This window comes from Saccharopolyspora oryzae, from assembly GCF_027853915.1.
Taxonomy (GTDB): domain Bacteria; phylum Actinomycetota; class Actinomycetes; order Mycobacteriales; family Pseudonocardiaceae; genus Saccharopolyspora; species Saccharopolyspora oryzae.
This window is the reverse complement of the sequence record NZ_JAQGLA010000018.1, coordinates 58,523-76,183: the sequence shown is the minus strand read 5'-3', so window position 1 is coordinate 76,183 and position 17,661 is coordinate 58,523. Positions and strand designations below refer to the sequence as shown.

The following is a 17,661-nucleotide window of genomic DNA, read 5'->3' as shown; positions in this document are numbered from 1 at the left end:
TTCGCGCGGTTTGTGCGATCGCGGCCAGTTCAGCCGCGTATGAGCGCGCTGCGGCGGTGGATCGGTTGCACCGCCGCAGCGCGTTTGGTCGTGCTTACTTCCCGGAGAACCAGTTCTGCGGACCGGGCCGCAGGTTCTGGTAGACGTGCTTGGCCTCCTGGTACTCGCCGAGGCCGGCGCGGCCGAGTTCGCGGCCGATGCCGGACTGCTTGTAACCGCCCCATTCCGCCTGCGGCAGGTAGGGGTGGAAGTCGTTGATCCAGATGGTGCCGTGCCGCAGCCGGTTGGCCACCCGCTGCGCCTTGGCCGGGTCACCGGTGAACACCGCGCCGGCCAGGCCGTAGTGGGTGTCGTTGGCGATGCGCACCGCGTCGTCCTCGTCGGTGAAGCGCTCCACGGTCAGCACCGGGCCGAAGGACTCCTCGACCACCGCGTACGAGCCCTGCTGGACCTCGTCGAGGACGGTCGGCAGGTAGTAGTGGCCGTTGGCGTAGCGCTCGCCCTCGGGGCGGCGGCCACCGGTGCGCAGCACGGCGCCCTCGGCGACGGACTTGGCGACGTAGTCGTCGACCTTCTGCAGGTGCGCCGCGGAGATCAGCGGGCCGGTCTCGGCCTCGCTGTCGAACGGGCCGCCGATGCGGATCAGCTCGGCGCGGCGGACGATCTCGTCCACCAGCGCGTCGTGCAGCTCGTCCTGGACGATCAGCCGCGCGCCCGCCGAGCAGACCTGGCCGGAGTGCAGGAAGATCGCGGTCAGCGCGTAGTCGACGGCGGTCTCGAAGTCGGCGTCGGCGAAGACCACGTTCGGGTTCTTGCCGCCGAGCTCCAGCGCGACCTTCTTGACCGTCGGCGCCGCGGCGGCGGAGATCTTGCGGCCGGTGTGCAGACCACCGGTGAAGGAGATCAGGTCCACGTCGGGGTGCTCGGCCAGCACCGAGCCGACCTCGGCGCCGGTGCCCAGCACCAGGTTGCCGACGCCGGCGGGCAGGCCCGCCTCGGCCAGCGCGCGCATCAGCAGGATGGCGGTGCCGGGGGTCAGCTCGCTGGGCTTGAGGACGAAGGTGTTGCCGGCGGCGATGGCCGGGGCGACCTTCCAGGCCACCTGCAGCAGCGGGTAGTTCCAGGGCGTGATCATGCCGCACACGCCGACCGGCTCGTACTGGACGCGGCTGATCGAGTCCGGCGAGCCGGTGTCCACGACGCGTCCCGCGTCGGTGCCGGCGATCTTGCCGTAGTAGCGGAAGCACGCGGCGATGTCGTCCATGTCGTACTCGCTCTCCACCAGGCGCTTGCCGGTGTCGAGCGATTCGGCGCGGGCGAACTCGGCCTTGTCGCGCTGGATGATGTCGCTGACCCGCAGCAACAGGTCGCCGCGCTCCCACGGCGAGGTGCTCGCCCAGGAGCCCTCGTCGAAGACGCGGCGAGCAGCGGCGATGGCGCGCTCGGTGTCGGCGCGCCCGCCCTCGGAGACGGTGGCCACCAGCTCCCCGTCGGCGGGGCAGTGGATCTCGCGGGTGCGACCGTCCGCGGCCGGCACCCATTCGCCGTCGATGAACAGCGTGGGTGCTGAATTCTCAGCTTGCGACATGCTCGTATCCCCGTGATGGTTGTGCTTTTTGTGCTGGAACCGCCCGGTTGCGCACTTCTGGTGGCGGCGTGGTCACACAATGACGTGAGAACCGGATCTTCGCCACGCGAATCGTCATCGGTGCATCGAGTAGGAATTCGCCGAAAGGTGCCGTCGGCGCGCCTTGCAGCGATTTCACCTCCTGGCGGTGCATTCGGTGGCGGCCGGGCGATGTATTCGTTCAATTCCAGCGGAGGTCGATTCCTCGACCTGGTCCGTGATTGCTCTCAGTGCTGGCGAAGACCCTAACACCGGACATGTACAGATGTACATCACCTGGGTTGCCCGATGTCGTTCGCCGTTGAAAATATGCGCTCCGAACAGCGGTAACGCGAATTCGGTGACCTGGACCGCATCGCGTTGGCGCCCCGGCATGGCAGGCTGTACTTGGTCAACTCGGCCCGCCGTCGAGAAGCAGCCGGCACCAGGAGGACGTCCCAGCGAATGTCGACCACGCAGCCCGCGCCCGCCGCGCGCCGCAAGGACCCGACCAGGCCCGAACGCATCGCGCGGGCCGCGATCGACGTGGTCGCCGAGCGCGGCGTGGACAAGCTCACGCACCGTGCCGTCGCGGCTGCGGCGGGTGTTCCGCTGGGGTCGACCACCTACTACTTCGCGACCCTCGACGACCTGCTGGTCAGCGCCCTGCGGCAGGCCGCCGCCGATGACGTCGCGCAGATGCGGCAGTGGGCCGAGGGGCTCGGCGACAACGGCGATCTCGCGACCGCGCTGGCCGATCTCGTGCTGCACTACCTGGGCCCGGCCCGGTTGCAGACCGCGGTCCAGCACCAGCTCTACATCGCCGCGCTGCACAAGCCCGCGCTGCACCACGCGAGCCAGGAGTGGGACAACGCGCTGGCGGAGCTGTTCGCCGCGCGCACCGACGAGGCCACCGGTCGTGCGCTGTCGGTGGTGTTCTGCGGATTGCTGCTGCAGGGGATCGTCCGGGAAACGGTGCCCGGTCGAGATGAAATCGAGATGATATTCCGCCGGGTCCTGACCGGCGCCGCGGAAAGCTGATTCCGGCGCGGTTTTCCGGCTTGGTGTCCGATCGGTCAACATCGGATGTCCGTTGCATTGCACCGAATCCGGCACTGTTGATCTAGATGCGCGCGGTGGTCAGAATGGGTGCCAGCGATCGTTGGCACCGTCCGCGCCGCGGGCGTCCGGTCTGCCGGTTTCAGCCCGGTGGAGCACATCGCCCGGCGTTTTTCCGGTGTACAACGGACATGCCGCGTCGGGGCGTGGCTCGCTCCCAGCACGATTGATCAACTTCAGGTGGGGTGAGACCGTGGGGCACAACGAAGACCGCGAATTGGTGCCGCTCAAGTCGGATTTCGACACTGTTTGGTACGGGTTCCGCCGTTCTCAGGTGAAGTTCTACATCCAGCAGACCGAGACCGAGATCCGGATGCTCGCAGAGGATCGGGACTCAGCGCTCAGCCAGGTCGGCGACCTGGCCGCGCAGTTGGACCAGGCGCGCGCCGAGGTCGAGGTGCTCAAGCAGCAGCTCGACGACCAGGCGCGCACTCCCATCGATGCCGCTGCGCTGACCGACCGCTTACGCCGCATGGTCCGGCTCGCGCACGACGAAGCGAACGAGGTGGTCGCCGCAGCGCAGGCCGCCTCCGAGCACGAGTGGGCGCGCAGCGAGCAGGCCGCGGCCGAGCTGCGCGAGCGCTACGAGAAGCTGGTCGCCGAGGCCGATGAGTGGCGGCGGCAGTCCGAGCAGCAGCGCAACGAGATGCTGGCCCGCACCCGCAAGGAGGTGCAGGCCATGAAGCGGGAAGCCGAGGAGCACCGCCGTCGCCTCGACGCCGAGGCGGAGGAGCGGCGCACCCAGGTCGAGCACGACTTCGAGGTGTCCATGGCGGCGCGCCGCGAAGAGGCGTCGCGGACCATGGCCGAGCGCGAGCAGGCCAGCCGCGAAGCGGCGCAGCGGCGGGTCCGCGAAGCGACCGCGGAAGCGCAGCGGCGGATCCGGCGGGCCGACGAGTACTCCGAGGCGATGCTGCGCATGCGGCAGGACCTCGCGCAGCGGGTCCGCGCGGCGCAGCAGGTCCTGGCCACCGCGGAACCGTTCCTGGCCGCCACCGAAGCGGGCGCGGCCAGCGAGGGATCGGACGGTTACGTGTCCGAAGTGGTCCGAAGTGGACAGGTCCCGTCCGGCGACGTCGACGTTCCCGAGCAGCGCCACGAGGAACCGGTGCCGGAAGAAGCGGCGGCGAGTCGCAACTGACCGCGGTGCGAGTTCGCGATCACCCCGGGTGACCGCGATTTCTCGCAGAATTGTCGCATTCAGGCCCGATGGCCGAATTCGAATCGGGTCGAGTTCGGGAGTGGGCGCAATTCCCTGCGGAATTGCGCCCGCTCCCGGGTATCGCGGTCGACGGCCCAGCCGCCCGCCTCCGCCCGTGCGCTGATCCGCTGCCCCCGTTCGGCGTCCGCTGATCGTTCCAGCAGGCGGATTCGATCACCAACCGAGAGGATCGCAGCTGCGGAGCCGCTCGGCGAGAACACGCCGAGACCTTCCGGGCACCGCGCGTGATCACTAGGTTCGACTGGAATTCGGCGCAGTGGGAGGCGGAATGAACTGGCGCGGTCTGGTCACCATCGCCGCGGTGTGCGGGATGCTGCTGATCGGAGCCCCGGTGGGCGCGGCGCCCCCGGTGGACGACGTGCGCGACCGGCTGGAAGCGGTGCCGGACCTGACGGTGGTGGGGGAGCGGCCCACCGAACCCGGGTTCCGGCTGTTCGACCTGACCTACACCCAGCCCGTCGACCACCGCCACCCGGAGGCCGGGACCTTCCAGCAGCGCCTGACGCTGCTGCACCGCGACCTGGCGCGGCCGACCGTGCTCTACACCTCCGGCTACAACCTGCCGGAGAAGACCAGCCGCACCGAGCCGACGCAGCTGGTCGACGGCAACCAGGTGAGCCTGGAGCACCGCTTCTTCACCCCGTCGCGGCCCGACCCGGCAGACTGGAACGACCTCGACATCTGGCAGGCCGCCACCGACCAGCACCGGGTGATCACCGCGCTGCGCACGGTCTACCAGCACCAGTGGATCACCACCGGGGCCAGCAAGGGCGGCATGACGGCGGTCTACCACCGGCGGTTCTACCCCGACGACGTCGACGGCACGGTCGCCTACGTCGCGCCCAACGACGTGGACAACGACCAGGACCGCTACGACGAGTTCCTGGCCGGCGTCGGCACCGACCCGGCCTGCCGCGCGGCGCTGACCGCGGTGCAGCGGGAAGCGCTGATCAGGCGCGGCGAGATGATGGCGAAGTTCCAGGCCTACGCCGATGCCGAGGGGCTGACCTTCGACCGGATCATCGGCGACGTCGACCGGGGCCTGGAGATGGTCGTGCTCGACGCGCCGTTCGCGTTCTGGCAGTACCGCGGCCAGGACGACTGCGCCAAGATCCCGGCGACCACGGCCAGCACCGACGAGATCTACCGGTTCTTCGACGAGACCTCGGAGTTCCGCTTCTACACCGACCAGGGCATCGAGCCCTACACGCCGTACTACTACCAGGCGGGCACGCAGCTGGGCTGGCCGGACGTCTCCGACGAGCCGCTGGCCGACCTGCTGCACCACCGCGAGCTCAGCCAGCCCCGCAACCTGGTGCCGCGCGAGATCCCGATGCGCTTCCAGCCGGGCGTGATGCGCCAGGTCGACACGTGGGTGCGCACCGGCGGTTCGCAGCTGATGTTCGTCAACGGCGAGCGCGACCCGTGGAGCGCCGAGCCCTTCGAGCTCGGGCCCGCCACCCGCGACTCCTACAGCTACCTGGTTCCGGGCGGCAACCACGGCTCCAAGATCGCGGGGCTGCCCGCCGACCAGCGGAGCGAGGCCGAGGCGACCGTGCGCCGCTGGGCCGACGTCGAAGCGCCGACGACGCGCTCGGCCGTCCTCGACGTCGAGCCGCTGGAACGCCACCCGTTCTGATCGGCGTCATCGCGAAGGGCACCTTCCCGGCAGTCGGGGAGGTGCCCTTCGCGATGAGCGCGGGGTGGTGTCAGCCGACCTCGGACCTCGCGGCGCGGCGAGCGGCCAGGCGGTCGTAGGTGTTCATCAGGAACTTGTGCGACGGGCGCTCCACCGCGCGGGTCAGCGCCCAGCCGAGGACGGTGCCGGTGATCAGCATCGCGGCGGTCTGCAGCAGCGGGTCCACGCCGATCTCGTCGAGCTTGCGCATCACGATGTAGCCGATGGTCTGGTGCACCAGGAACACGCCGTAGGAGATGCCGGCGAACCAGCTGATCCGGCCGGCCAGCCACTTCGGGATCACCCGGTCCCAGTCCGGGCCGAAGGCGACCAGCGACACCACGACCATGCCCAGGCAGACCGCGATGGTCGAGCCCCAGTCGGCCACCAGGCCCTCGGGCGTCTCGGCGTAGTTGTGCAGCGCTTGCCCGGCCATGCAGGCGATCAGCAGTCCGACGAAGTGCGGCATCGAGATCCGCCGCGTCGACCCGAGCCAGATGGCCACCCCGACCACGAACAGGTGCCAGCGGTGCATGCCGATGCCGTCGACGATGGTGCGGTAGGCCTCGGACGAGTCGGTCACCCGCAGCGGCCACTGCGCGATCGGCACCAGCACCGCCAGCCACAGCACCACGAGGATCCGCCGCCCGTGCCCGAACCTGCCGGCGTACAGCAGCGCTGCGGCGGTGAAACCCATGAGCTGCAGCGGAACGGTCCAGTGCGAGCCGTCGATGAACCAGTAGTCGGCGGGCTTCCAGTTCCACAGCATCAGCAGGTTCGCCGCGAGGTCGCTGAAGGTGGGGTAGAACCAGCCCTCCACGGCGGCCCAGCGCATCACCAGGAAGATCACCACGACGGCGCCGAGGAACGGCGGGACGAGCCGGGCCATCCGGCCCCACCAGTAGCGCAGGAGCGATCCGCGACCGATCGTCACGCACGCGAAGTACGCCGAGATCACCAGCAGCAGGCTGGCGCCGACCTGGAACGGGAAGACCACCGTGCGCGGCGTCATCTCCGGGTGCAGGTAGGTGCTCAGGAAGGTCGAGTGGTAGAGCATCACCAGCACGACGCAGGCCGCGCGCACCACGTCCCAGCTGATCTTGCGCTTGCTCCGGCCCGAGCTCCGACGGGTAGCAGCGGACGTCATCTCGGGCACGGAGGTCACCGTACCAGGGGGGTTTGTCGGAATACCGAAGGATAATCGTGTTTTGAACTGGGCAGATGGCCCACTATCTGCCACCTGATGGATCTATGTCGGGTTGGTCACGGTTTGCGGGCCAGCGCGGCGTAGCTCAGCGGCAGCGCGGTGCGCAGGTCCGAGTCGCCGGGCTCCGGCCGCCAGTCCGCCGTCGGCACCACGCCCGGCTCCAGCAGGTCGAGATCGGCCAGCAGGGACTCCAACTCGGCGCGGCTGCGCGCGGTGCCGGGGTGCTGGCTGTCGGAGAGCAGGTCGAGCACCGCGCGCATGGCCCGCGGTGCGTGGTCGGCGGTGAAGTGGGTCAGGCCGAGCAGCGAACCCGGCGCGAAGGCGTCCAGGTAGCGGCGGATCAACTCCGACGGGGGCTCCGGGACGAAGTGCAGGACGGAGAACATCAGCACCGCCACCGGCTCGGCCGGATCCAGCAGCCGGCGGGTGCGCTCCGAGCTCAGCACCGCGTCGACCTCGCGCAGGTCGGCCTGCACGATCGCGGCGCCGGGGTTGCTCTCCAGCAGCAGCTCGCCCTGGGTGACGGCCAGCGGTTCGCTGTCGACGTAGACCACTCGCGCGTCCGGGGCCAGCTGCTGGGCCGTGTGGTGCGAGGTGCCGAGGGTCGGGATGCCGCACCCGACGTCCAGGAACTGCCGAACGCCCAGGTCCAGGCAGGTGCGCACCGCGCGGTGCAGGCAGGCGCGGTTGGCCAGCGCGTCGGTGCGGACGTCCGGGGCGGCCTCGAGGATCCGGCGGGCCAGTTCGCGATCGGAGGAGAAGTTGCTGCCGCCGCCGAGGATGAAGTCGTGCACGCGGGCCCCGCTGGGGCGGTCCAGGTCCAGGTCGTGCGGGATCTGGGATCGTTCGGGCATCGTTCCTCCGAGTGACCGGTCTGATGCGAAGAGTAGTTTCCCGATCGCGCGCCGAACAGGGTGAAAAGTGATCGACGGCACTCGCGCAACGTCATTGACCTTGAGCGCACTGGAGGTTCGAGACTTCTCCCGAACCGCAAGATCGGTGAAGGGAGAAGGCTCGATGGCGCAGCAGTACGTCCTGCCGGAGTTGGATTACGACTACGCGGCGTTGGAGCCGGCGATCGCCGGTGAGATCAACGAGTTGCACCACAGCAAGCACCACGCGGCCTATGTCAAAGGCGCCAACGACACGGTCGAGAAGATCGCGGAGGCGCGGGACAAGGGCGATTTCTCGTCGATCGTGGGGTTGGAGACGACCCTGGCGTTCAACCTGGCCGGGCATTCGCTGCACCTGGTGTGGTGGAAGATCCTGTCGCCGAACGGTGGGGACAAGCCGACCGGTGAGCTGGCCGCGGCCATCGATGAGGACTTCGGGTCCTTCGATGCGTTCCGGGCGCAGATGGAGGCGGTGTCGACCACGATCCAGGGCAACGGGTGGGGTGTGCTGGCGTGGGACCCGGTGGGTCAGCGGTTGATCACCCAGCAGTTGCGGGATCACCACTCGAACCTGTCGATCGCGACCACGCCGCTGCTGGTGTTCGACATCTGGGAGCACGCCTACTACCTGCAGTACCGCAACGTGAAGGCGGACTACGTCAAGCACCTGTGGAACGTGGTGAACTGGGACGAGGTGTCCAAGCGCTTCGCCGACGCCCGCGCCGGCTACAACGGCCTCCGCCTCCCCACCGCCTGACGTCCCACCGGACATGCCCGGGCGCGTCGGAGCGCCGGCTCCACCCGGAACTCATCGCTCCGACGCCCCCGGCAACCACAGTTTCAATTGAAACTGCAAACGGCGGTCCGCAGTTTCAATTGAAACTGCGGACCCCAGGCACGGCGGATCACAGTTTCAATTGAAACTGCGGACCCCAGGCACGGCGGATCACAGTTTCAATTGAAACTGCGGACCCCCGAGCCCCACCAGGACCTCGACCCCGGACCTCGGACACGGACCCACTTCGTTCATCTTGTTCCGCGATGTGGAACCGGGGTTCCGAGGTGTTCGATTTCAATGGAAATCGGAGGTCTGATTTCCATTGAAATTGCGTGACCTGGACCGGGGCCGAGGTCAGCCGGACCAGCGGTAGCGGCGTTCGGGGCGGCCGGTGCCGCCGTAGCGGAGACGGACCTCGGCGCGGCCGGTGTCGGCGAAGTGCTCCAGGTACTTGCGGGCGCTGACGCGGGAGAGCTCGCTCGCCTCGGCGCACTCGGTCGCCGACAGGTCGCCGCCCGCAGCCGTCGCCTCGCGCAGGATGCGCTCGACGATGTCCGCGGTTTCGTTGGCCAGCCCCTTCGGCGGTGCCGCGCGGCGGGTGCGGGTGCCGAAGAGCTGGTCGACGTCCTGCTGCGCGGCGGGCGCGTCGCCGGGCAGCTCGCTGAGCTTGCTGTGCAGCGCCCGGAACCCCTCCAGCTGATCGCGCAGCGCCTCGAAGCTGAACGGCTTGATCAGGTAGTGCAGCGCCCCGCCGCGGATGGCGCCGCGCACCGTGTCCAGGTCGCGGGCCGCGGTGATCATGATGACGTCGGGGTCGGCGGTCGGGTGCGCGCGCAGCTCGCGCAGCACCGCGAGCCCGTCGAGGTCGGGCAGGTAGATGTCGAGCAGCACCAGGTCGGGGCGCAGCTCGTCGACCGCGTGGATCGCGTCGGCGCCGGTGTGCGCGGCCGCGACGACCTCGAATCCGGGCACCCGCGCCACGTACCCGCTGTGGACCTTGGCGACCATGAAGTCGTCGTCCACCACCAACACCTTGATCACGTCTGCGGTCCTTCCAGCGGCAGCCGCGCGGTGAACACCGCGCCGTGTGCGTTGTGCACCTGCACCGAGCCGCCGCGACGATGACAGATCTGCCTGGTCAAGGCCAGCCCCAATCCGCGATCGCCACCGCGCGCGGCCTTGGTGGTGAAGCCGTGCCGGAACACCTCCTCGACGATCTCGGCGGCCACCCCGGGCCCGGAATCCCGCACCACGGCAACGACTTCGTCGCTGCCGCGCAGTTCGACCTCGATCCAGCGGTCGGTCCCCGCCGAGCCCTCGAGCGCGTCCAGGGAGTTGTCGACCAGGTTGCCCAGCACCGTGACCAGGTCCGCGGACAGCCCTTCGTCGATCTCGGGCAGGTAGCTGCTCTCGTGCAGGCGCAGCCCGACGCCGCGTTCGGCGGCCAGGCTGGCCTTCGCGATCAGCAGCGCCGCGGTCGCCGGGTCGTGGATGCGCGCGGTGACCTCGGCGTGCCACTGCTCGTGCCGGTGGCTGATGCGCAGGACGTAGTGCTGCACCTCGTCGTACTCGCCGAGCTCGATGAGCCCGGAGATGGTGTGCAGCCGGTTGCTGAACTCGTGCGCCTGCGCGCGCAGCGTGTCGGTGGTGTCGCGGTGCACCGCCAGTTCCCGCTGCAGGTCGACGAGTTCGGTGCGATCGCGCATGGTGACCACGGCGCCGACCGAGGAGATCGGCATCCGGTTGAGCACCACGACCTTTCCGCGCCGCAGCACGATCTGGTCCACGCCGTCGGTGCGGCCGGTGAGCACGTCGCGGGCGCGGTCGTTGAGGTCGAGCGAGTCGATGTCGCGGCCCACGCAGTCCTCGGGCAGCGACAGCAGTTGCCGCGCCTGGTCGTTGACCAGCGTGATCCGGTTCTGCTCGTCGACGCCCAGCACGCCCTCGCGCACGCCGTGCAGCAGCGCCTCGCGGTGCTCGACCAGCCGCGTGATCTCGCTCGGTTCGAGTCCCAGCGTCTGCCGCTTGACCCGCCGCGCAAGCAGGACCGATCCGGCCACCCCCAGCACCGTGGCGAAGGCCAGCAGCGCCATCGGGTTCTCGGGGGATTGGCGCAGTCCTTGCAGCACGTCGGGGGTGTTGGTGCCGGCCGCGACCACGCCGATGATGCGCGAGTCGTTGGAGATCACCGGCACGTGCGCCACCAGCGATTCGACGCCGTCCGCGCTGATCACGCCGACCCACGACCGGCCGTTGAGCACGGTGCTGTCGCCGAGCGGCAGCGGTTTCCCGCGCTGCGCGGGATCGGGCGAGGTGAGCACGATCCCGCGGCGGTCGGCGATGATCACGTCGTCAGCGCCAGAGAGGCTGCGAGCGCTCTCGGCGAAGATCGCCAGCGCATCGCTGTGGCGCAGGCTCTGCAGGCTTAGCCGCACGCCGTCGGTGGCGGCCAGGTCCTCGGCGACCGAGAGCATCTTGCGCCCCTCGTTGGCGCGGAACGCGATGTCGGTCTGCGCCACGGAGAACACCGCGACCGAGGCGAGCAGCACGAAGATGATCAGCAGCTGCCAGCTGAGCAGCTGCCGGGACAGCGACGCCTGCACCCGCAACACGATGTCCACCTCCACGACCGGTGCGGGAACGTTAACGCCTCCGGCCCCCGGAACAACCCTGTTGGGCCTGGTTTCACAAGTGACACAACTACCGATAGCTGCAAAAGCGGCCCGGCCCGGTCCGGACCGGGCACCATGGCCGAGTCGCGTTCCGATCGCCGCGAGCAGCGCCGTGCGGTGGTCAGGCCCAGCGCACGACGCTGGTGTCCGCGCGATTCCGCGGCGGTACGGCGCAGGCGGCGGAATCGCGCGAAGCGCGGGGTGCCCGTTCACTCCGGGCATCCACCGGGCGGCCCGGTCGCACATCCCCCGGCGACCGGGCCACCGCGTTCACCCCCCGAAATCACCCTCGTTCGGAGCATCCGGACGGGGGTGCGCGCACTGGACGGATTCACCGGGACCGAGGGAGTCTGGGTACGCCTGGGTTGAGCTGAACGTTCGAGAGGTCGTGCGCGATGACGATGCACCCGCTGGAACCGCTGAGCGCAGAGGAGATCTTGCGCAACCGCGACGTCCTGCAGCAGGCCGGCCTGCTGCGCGAGTCGACCCGATTTCCCCTGGTGCAGCTGGAAGAACCGGCCAAGTCCGCGGTGCTCGAGCACCGCGAGGGCGACCCGGTGGACCGCCGGGCGCGGTCGGTGCTGATCGACGTCAAGACCGGTGGGCTGACCACCGCGGTGGTGTCGCTGACCAGCGGTGAAGTGGTGTCCGAGACGGCGGTCGACCCGGTCGAGCACGGCCAGCCGCCGGTGATGCTCGACGAGTACGAGCTGGTCGAGAAGATCGTGCGCAGCGACGAGACCTGGCTGCGGGCGATCCACGATCGCGGCTTCGACGACGTGACCAAGGTGCGGGTGTGCCCGCTGTCGGCGGGCTGGTTCGGCGTCGCCGAGGAGAGCGGTCGCCGGATGTTGCGCGCGTTGTCGTTCGCGCAGAACTCCCCGGACGAGCTGCCGTGGGCCCACCCGATCGACGGGCTCGTCGCCTACGTCGACGTGATCGAGCAGCGCGTGCTGGAGGTCGTCGACGACCGGAAGTTCCCGGCCCCGGCCGAGAGCGGCGACTACACCGACGAGCAGCTGACCGGCCCGCTGCGCGACACGCTGCGCCCGATCGAGATCACCCAGCCCGAGGGGCCGAGCTTCGAGGTCGACGGCCACGAGGTGCGGTGGGAGAACTGGCGGTTCCGCATCGGTTTCGACCCGCGCGAAGGCCTGGTGCTGCACCAGCTGTCGTTCCGCGACGGCGACCGCGAACGGCCGGTGGTCTACCGGGCGTCGATCGGCGAGATGGTGGTCAACTACGGCGACCCTTCGCCGGTGCGGTTCTGGCAGAACTACTTCGACGCCGGCGAGTACTCGCTGGGCAAGCTCGCCAACGAGCTGGTGCTCGGCTGCGATTGCCTCGGCGAGATCCGCTACTTCGACGCGGTGGTGGCGCAGGAGGACGGCACGCCCCGCACGCTGCGCAACGCGGTGTGCATGCACGAGGAGGACTTCGGGGTGCTGTGGAAGCACACCGACGTGTTCACCGGCTCGGCCGAGACCCGCAGGCAGCGGCGCCTGGTGGTGTCGTTCTTCGTCTCGGTCGGCAACTACGACTACGGCTTCTACTGGTACCTCTACCTGGACGGCACCATCCAGCTGGAGACCAAGGCGACCGGGATCGTGTTCACCTCGGCCTACCCGGAGGAAGGTTCGAGCTGGTCCAACGAGCTCGCCCCCGGCCTCGCCGGCCCGTACCACCAGCACCTGTTCAGCGCCCGCCTGGACATGATGGTCGACGGAACCCGCAACGCCGTGGACGAGGTCGAGGCCCAGCGCGTGCCGATCAGCGCGGACAACCCGCACGGCAACGCCTTCACCCGCAGCGTCACCAGGCTCTCGAACGAGGCCGAAGCGGGCCGCGAAGCGGATCCGGCGAAGGGCCGGGCCTGGCACGTGGTCAACACCGAGCGCACCAACCGCCTCGGCCAACCCGTCGGTTACGCGCTGCACCCGCAGGGAACTCCGGTCCTGCTGGCCGACCCGCAGTCCTCGATAGCCGAACGGGCCGCCTTCGCGACCAAGCACCTGTGGGTCACCCGGTACGCCCCCGACGAGCGCTACCCGGCGGGCGAGCTGGTGAACCAGAGCCGCGGAGGTGCGGGGATCCCGGCCTTCGCGGCGGCGAACCGGAGCATCGACGGCGAAGACATCGTCCTCTGGCACACCTTCGGCCTGACCCACTTCCCCCGTCCCGAAGACTGGCCGATCATGCCGGTCGACGTCTGCGGCTTCACCCTGAAACCGGTCGCCTTCTTCGACCGGAACCCGACCCTCGACGTCCCACCCACCCGCAGCACCGGCTCCCACTGCTGCGAGAGCTGACCCGAGCGGTCGTGAGTGCGTAACAGTGTTCGAACACTGTTACGCACTCACGACCCCTGCGCGGCAGACCCGTTCGGTGGGTGCGAGTTGTCCACAGGCGATGGACTGATCCACAGATTTTGGTTTGGTACTGGCGGAAAACATGCCATCTGCGGATCTTGGACGACATGTTGACGAAATCGAAGTGGTCCCGTCATGTGTCACTGTCCTCAGTGGAGCAGGAGCGGTGGACGAAGGTCCTGGACTCCCAGTGCGGAGTGGTCTCCAACGAGCAGCTTCGTGAGTTCGGGCTGTCCCAGGACTTCGCGAATGCGCAGATCGAGGCACGGCGGTGGCAGCGGGTGTTGCCGGATGTGTATGCGGTCTTCACCGGGCCGCTGCCGAGATCTTCGTTGATCAGTGCGGCGCTGTGTTACGGCGGTCCTTGGGCGGTGTTGAGCCACCGCACCGCTGCCGAGGAGTGGGGGATGCTGCCGATCGCAGCGGACTCGCCGGTGCACATCACGGTGCCGTACAAGAAATCCGCTGTTTCGCAGCTGCCGATCGTCCAGGTGCACCGCTCTCGCGCGTTCCACCACATCGTCGCTCCATCGGAACCGCCACGGACGAATCGCGAAGACACCGTGATCGACATGGCAGTTGCCGAGCCGACTCCCGCTGCGGCACGCGATCGCCTTGTGCAGCTGGTCGGGGCCAACCGGCTAGCTGTGTGGAGAGTGCAAGCACAGCTCGAGTTCAGACCGCCGTACCGCTACCGAAAAGCGTTGAAGCAGGCATTGCACCTGCTAGCAGGTGGTGCGCTCTCTGTCCTGGAAACCGAGTACTTGAGGAACGTGGAGCAGGCACATGGTTTGCCGACGGGCAAGCGGCAGGCTCCGTTCGTGGTCGACGACGTCGTCCTCTGGGAAGACGTGGTCTACGACGACTCAGGGGTGCGCCTGACCGTGCGTCTGGACGGCCGGCAGTTCCACGAAACGCGACGCATCGCGTTTCGAGATCGGCGACGCGACAACGCTGCCGAGCTGGCAGCGAGGGCACGTCTGACCTATGGCTGGCACGACGTCCGCACTGATCCATGTGGCGTGGCGCAGGAGGTCATCGCAGTGTTGCGCCGTGAAGGCTGGCAGGGCATGCCCCGCACCTGTCCTCGGTGCTCGGCCTGAGATGGTCGTGAGTGCGTAACAGTGTTCGAACACTGTTACGCACTCACGACCGCAGGTGCGGCCGCGGACCGGTGCCGCCTCGGTGGTGAGAAGGTGGTGGGGTGAGTGGGTTTGAGCGTTGTCCTTGTGGGCTTGGTGAAGCTTTTCCCGACTGCTGTGGTCGAGTGATTTCCGGGGAGGGGCGGGCTGGGACCGCTGAGCAGTTGATGCGGTCCCGGTTCAGCGCGTTCGCCGTCGGGGACGTTGCGTACCTGCTGGCCTCTTGGCATCCCGATACCCGGCCGGCCGACGTCGAGCTCGATCCCGAGCAGCGGTGGGTGCAGTTGGAGGTCCTGGACCGCAGCGGTGGTGGGCCGTTCGATTCGGAGGGGACCGTGCGGTTCCGGGCGCACTACCGGTTGCCCGGTGAGAAGGGGACGTTGACGGAGAACAGCCGCTTCAAGAAGGAGGGCGGGGTGTGGTTCTACGTCGACGGTGAGCACGAGTAATCGCCCGCGGGCGGTGGCCGGTGCGCCTCCGGCGGTGTTCGAACAGGGGAACTAGACTTCGTCGAGTGGCGGAATACCGGATCGACGATCTTGCCCGGGCAGCTGGGACCACGGTGCGCAACGTGCGCGTCTACCAGGACCGGGAACTGCTGCCACCACCTCGGCGGCAGGGGCGGACCGCGATCTACTCCGACGCGCACCTGGTCCGGCTGCGGCTGATCATCAACATGCTCGAGCGCGGGTACGCGTTCGCGCAGATCAAGGAGATGATCTCGGCCTGGGAGGCCGGCCGCAGCCTGGGGGACGTGCTCGGCCTGGAAGAGGTCGTCGGCGAGTCCTGGGCGGACGAAGCTCCGCGCGCCGTCACCATCACCGAGCTGCGCAGGCAGTTCGGCAAGCAGCTCACCCCCAACAACGTCAAGCGCGCGATCGACTTGGGCCTGCTGGAGCGCCGCGGTCGCAGCTTCGTCTCCCCGAGCCCGCAGCTGCTGGACGCCGGAACCGAGCTGGTCAGCCTCGGCGTCCCGCTCAGCGAGGTGCTCGACCTGGCCGAGCAGCTCCAGCAGGACATCGACCACGTCGCGGGCCACCTGGTGGAGATGGTCCGCGCGCACGTGCTGACCCGTCCGGTGCCGACCGAGGACGAGGTCCCGTTCTACACCGACGTCCTGCACCGCCTGCGCCCGCTGGTGAAGTCGGCCCTCAACGCCGCCGCAGCGCGCTCGGCGGCCCGGGTCATCCCCGAAGTCCTCGGCGACCGCCTGATCGAGATGCTCGCCGACGCCGACGATCAGGCCAAGCGCGCCTGACCCCGGATCAGGGCCGGGGCTGGGAGTTCTGGCCGTCTGGTCGCCGCGGGTGACGGGTGTGTGAGACTCCTTGGCGCCCAGCCCGAGCGCCAGAGGACCCCATGAGCAACGCAGCACCCGAGACCGGCACCCGCAGCTCCGCGACGGATCGCGCGGCGCGCGTGCTCACCGAGATCTTCGCACCGTGGGTGATCGTGGTGCTGCTGCCGGTGGCGGTGGCCTGGCGCGCGACCGCGAGCATCGGCCCGGCCGTGGGCTGGGGCCTGCTGGTCGCGGCGACCAGCAGCATCCTGCCGATGGGCGTGATCGTGTGGGGCGCGCGCACCGGGCGCTGGGACAGCCACCACGTGCGCGACCGAGCGGGCCGCTTCGTGCCGTTCATCGCGCTGATCGTGATGAGCCTGATCGGGCTGGGACTGCTGGTGCTGCTGGGAGCGCCGTGGCTGCTGATCGCCCTGGACCTCGCCATGATCGTGTCGCTGCTGGTCACCGGCGGCATCACGGTCTGGTGGAAGGTGTCGATGCACTCGGCGGTGGCCTCGGGCGCGGTGGTGATCCTCGCGGTGCTCTTCCACCCGGTGTGCTGGGCGCTGATGCTGGTGGTCGCGGCGATCTCCTGGTCCCGCGTCCACCTCCACGACCACACGACGGCCCAGGTCACCGCCGGAGCGATCGTGGGAGCGATCATCGGCGGCGGCCTGTTCACCGCCCTCGTCTGATTCCGCGTTTACCGCTCGACCGCCGGGATGTGCACGGCGTCGTAAGCGGCATCGGCCGCGTCGATCAGGCTCGCCCCTTTTGCGGTCCGGGCGTCGGCGATGGCCGCGTACCAGGAGTCGAGGGTCGCTTTGCACTGGCTGACCACCTCGTGCGCCGCCGGGCTCAGCGCGGCGCGCCGGTGGACCACCCCGAAGGGCACCGACACCAGTGGCTCGGTCTCGATCACGACGGCACCGAGCCGTCGCGCTTGAACGGCCATCCGCAGCGGGAGGAAAGCGTGCACTCCGCCGCCGAGGACGAGCGTGAGCTGCGCGTGGCGATTGGGCATGCTCGCGATCAGCCGCGGTTCCACCCCCACGTCCCGCAGAGCCGTCGCCACCCGGTCGTTCTCGCGCTGCGCGAGCGAGCAGACCGTCAGCGGCAGGTCGCCGAGCGCGTCGAGCGGCAGCTGCCCGGTCGGCGGGGCCGGCGAACCCGGCGGCATCACCAGCAGCAGCCGCTGCACCCCGAGCTCGACGAAGTCGAGGCTCTTGGTGGGCACGGGCCCGGTGGTGAACCCGAGCTCGTACCGTCCGGCGACCACCTCGCCGCACAGCTCCCGGACGCCAGCGGCCTCGGCGATGTCCAGCCGCACGTCCGGATGCCGGGCGCGGAACGAGGTGATCCAGGAGGCGACCGCGTCGCTGGACATCTCCGGCATCGTGCCGATGGAGACCGAGCCCGCCTCGAGATCCCGGGCCGGGCTCATCGCATCCCGGGCGGCGACGACGCCGTCGAGGATGGCCCGCGCCTTCGGGACCAGCAGCGTTCCCGCCGGGGTCAGGACCAGGCTGCGCCGCGCCACGCGCTGGAACAGCTCCACCCCGAGCTCGCGTTCGAGCGCCTGGATGGCCTGGGAGAGCGCCGGCTGGGAGACGTAGAGGCGCTGCGCGGCCCGGTTCAGCCCCCCGTGCTCGACCACGGCCAGGAAGTACTCGATCTGGCGCAGCTCCATCGT

At 69.2% G+C, this 17,661-nt stretch carries 15 protein-coding genes; 9 read left to right on the top strand and 6 right to left on the bottom strand.

Translation table 11 applies throughout. The features are described from left to right. Positions 1-94: 94 nt before the first annotated feature. A complete protein-coding gene (locus tag OU415_RS14695) occupies positions 95-1,588 on the bottom strand; it encodes an aldehyde dehydrogenase family protein (RefSeq protein WP_270949297.1) in 1,494 nt (497 codons plus the stop codon). Positions 1,589-2,071: 483 nt separating this feature from the next. On the opposite strand from OU415_RS14695, the gene OU415_RS14690 reads away from it, so the two are divergent. The 3 genes from OU415_RS14690 to OU415_RS14680 all read left to right on the top strand — a co-directional run bounded on the left by OU415_RS14690 (position 2,072) and on the right by OU415_RS14680 (position 5,586). Next, positions 2,072-2,647 (top strand): TetR/AcrR family transcriptional regulator, encoded by a 576-nt coding sequence (locus OU415_RS14690; RefSeq protein ID WP_270949296.1) that lies wholly within the window; start codon positions 2,072-2,074, stop codon positions 2,645-2,647. A gap of 352 nt (positions 2,648-2,999) precedes the next feature. Then, positions 3,000-3,866 carry a coiled-coil domain-containing protein gene (locus OU415_RS14685; protein WP_270949295.1) on the top strand — a complete coding sequence of 289 codons (867 nt, stop codon included), beginning with the start codon at positions 3,000-3,002 and terminating at the stop codon, positions 3,864-3,866. A gap of 349 nt (positions 3,867-4,215) precedes the next feature. Beyond that, positions 4,216-5,586, top strand: a complete 1,371-nt coding sequence (locus OU415_RS14680) for a S28 family serine protease (protein WP_270949294.1) — start codon at positions 4,216-4,218, stop codon at positions 5,584-5,586. Between the two features lie 70 nt (positions 5,587-5,656). Here OU415_RS14680 and OU415_RS14675 read toward each other — a convergent pair whose 3' ends face one another. Together OU415_RS14675 and OU415_RS14670 are read right to left on the bottom strand one after the other, a co-directional pair. After that, the gene (locus OU415_RS14675) at positions 5,657-6,772 is read right to left on the bottom strand and encodes an acyltransferase family protein (protein ID WP_270949325.1); all 1,116 of its coding nucleotides are present in this window, start codon (positions 6,770-6,772) and stop codon (positions 5,657-5,659) included. A gap of 116 nt (positions 6,773-6,888) precedes the next feature. Then, positions 6,889-7,686: an SAM-dependent methyltransferase gene (locus tag OU415_RS14670; RefSeq protein WP_270949293.1), complete on the bottom strand. Its 798-nt coding sequence runs from the start codon at positions 7,684-7,686 to the stop codon at positions 6,889-6,891. A gap of 163 nt (positions 7,687-7,849) precedes the next feature. Between OU415_RS14670 and OU415_RS14665 the strand changes: the two genes are divergently transcribed. Then, a complete protein-coding gene (locus tag OU415_RS14665; protein WP_270949292.1) occupies positions 7,850-8,482 on the top strand; it encodes a superoxide dismutase in 633 nt (210 codons plus the stop codon). A 375-nt stretch (positions 8,483-8,857) separates the two neighbouring features. Here OU415_RS14665 and OU415_RS14660 read toward each other — a convergent pair whose 3' ends face one another. Beyond that, positions 8,858-9,544, bottom strand: a complete 687-nt coding sequence (locus OU415_RS14660) for a response regulator (RefSeq protein ID WP_270949291.1) — start codon at positions 9,542-9,544, stop codon at positions 8,858-8,860. Then, positions 9,541-11,112 carry a sensor histidine kinase gene (locus tag OU415_RS14655; protein ID WP_270949324.1) on the bottom strand — a complete coding sequence of 524 codons (1,572 nt, stop codon included), beginning with the start codon at positions 11,110-11,112 and terminating at the stop codon, positions 9,541-9,543. Before OU415_RS14655 ends, OU415_RS14660 begins: the two co-directional genes overlap by 4 nt. 458 nt (positions 11,113-11,570) lie before the next feature. Here OU415_RS14655 and OU415_RS14650 point away from each other — a divergent pair, with 458 nt between their 5' ends. The 5 genes from OU415_RS14650 to OU415_RS14630 all read left to right on the top strand — a co-directional run bounded on the left by OU415_RS14650 (position 11,571) and on the right by OU415_RS14630 (position 16,663). After that, on the top strand, positions 11,571-13,484 hold the full coding sequence (locus tag OU415_RS14650) for a primary-amine oxidase (RefSeq protein ID WP_270949290.1): 1,914 nt from the start codon (positions 11,571-11,573) through the stop codon (positions 13,482-13,484). Positions 13,485-13,651: 167 nt separating this feature from the next. Then, positions 13,652-14,647, top strand: coding sequence for a hypothetical protein (locus OU415_RS14645; protein WP_270949323.1), 996 nt, complete (start codon positions 13,652-13,654; stop codon positions 14,645-14,647). A 101-nt stretch (positions 14,648-14,748) separates the two neighbouring features. Continuing rightward, positions 14,749-15,135 (top strand): YchJ family protein, encoded by a 387-nt coding sequence (locus tag OU415_RS14640; protein WP_270949289.1) that lies wholly within the window; start codon positions 14,749-14,751, stop codon positions 15,133-15,135. A gap of 65 nt (positions 15,136-15,200) precedes the next feature. Further along, entirely contained in the window at positions 15,201-15,944 is a 744-nt protein-coding gene (locus OU415_RS14635; protein WP_270949288.1) for a MerR family transcriptional regulator, read from the top strand. 101 nt (positions 15,945-16,045) lie between these two features. After that, entirely contained in the window at positions 16,046-16,663 is a 618-nt protein-coding gene (locus tag OU415_RS14630; protein ID WP_270949287.1) for a phosphatase PAP2 family protein, read from the top strand. A gap of 8 nt (positions 16,664-16,671) precedes the next feature. Here OU415_RS14630 and OU415_RS14625 read toward each other — a convergent pair whose 3' ends face one another. Further along, entirely contained in the window at positions 16,672-17,658 is a 987-nt protein-coding gene (locus tag OU415_RS14625) for a LysR family transcriptional regulator (RefSeq protein ID WP_270949286.1), read from the bottom strand. Positions 17,659-17,661: the final 3 nt, after the last annotated feature.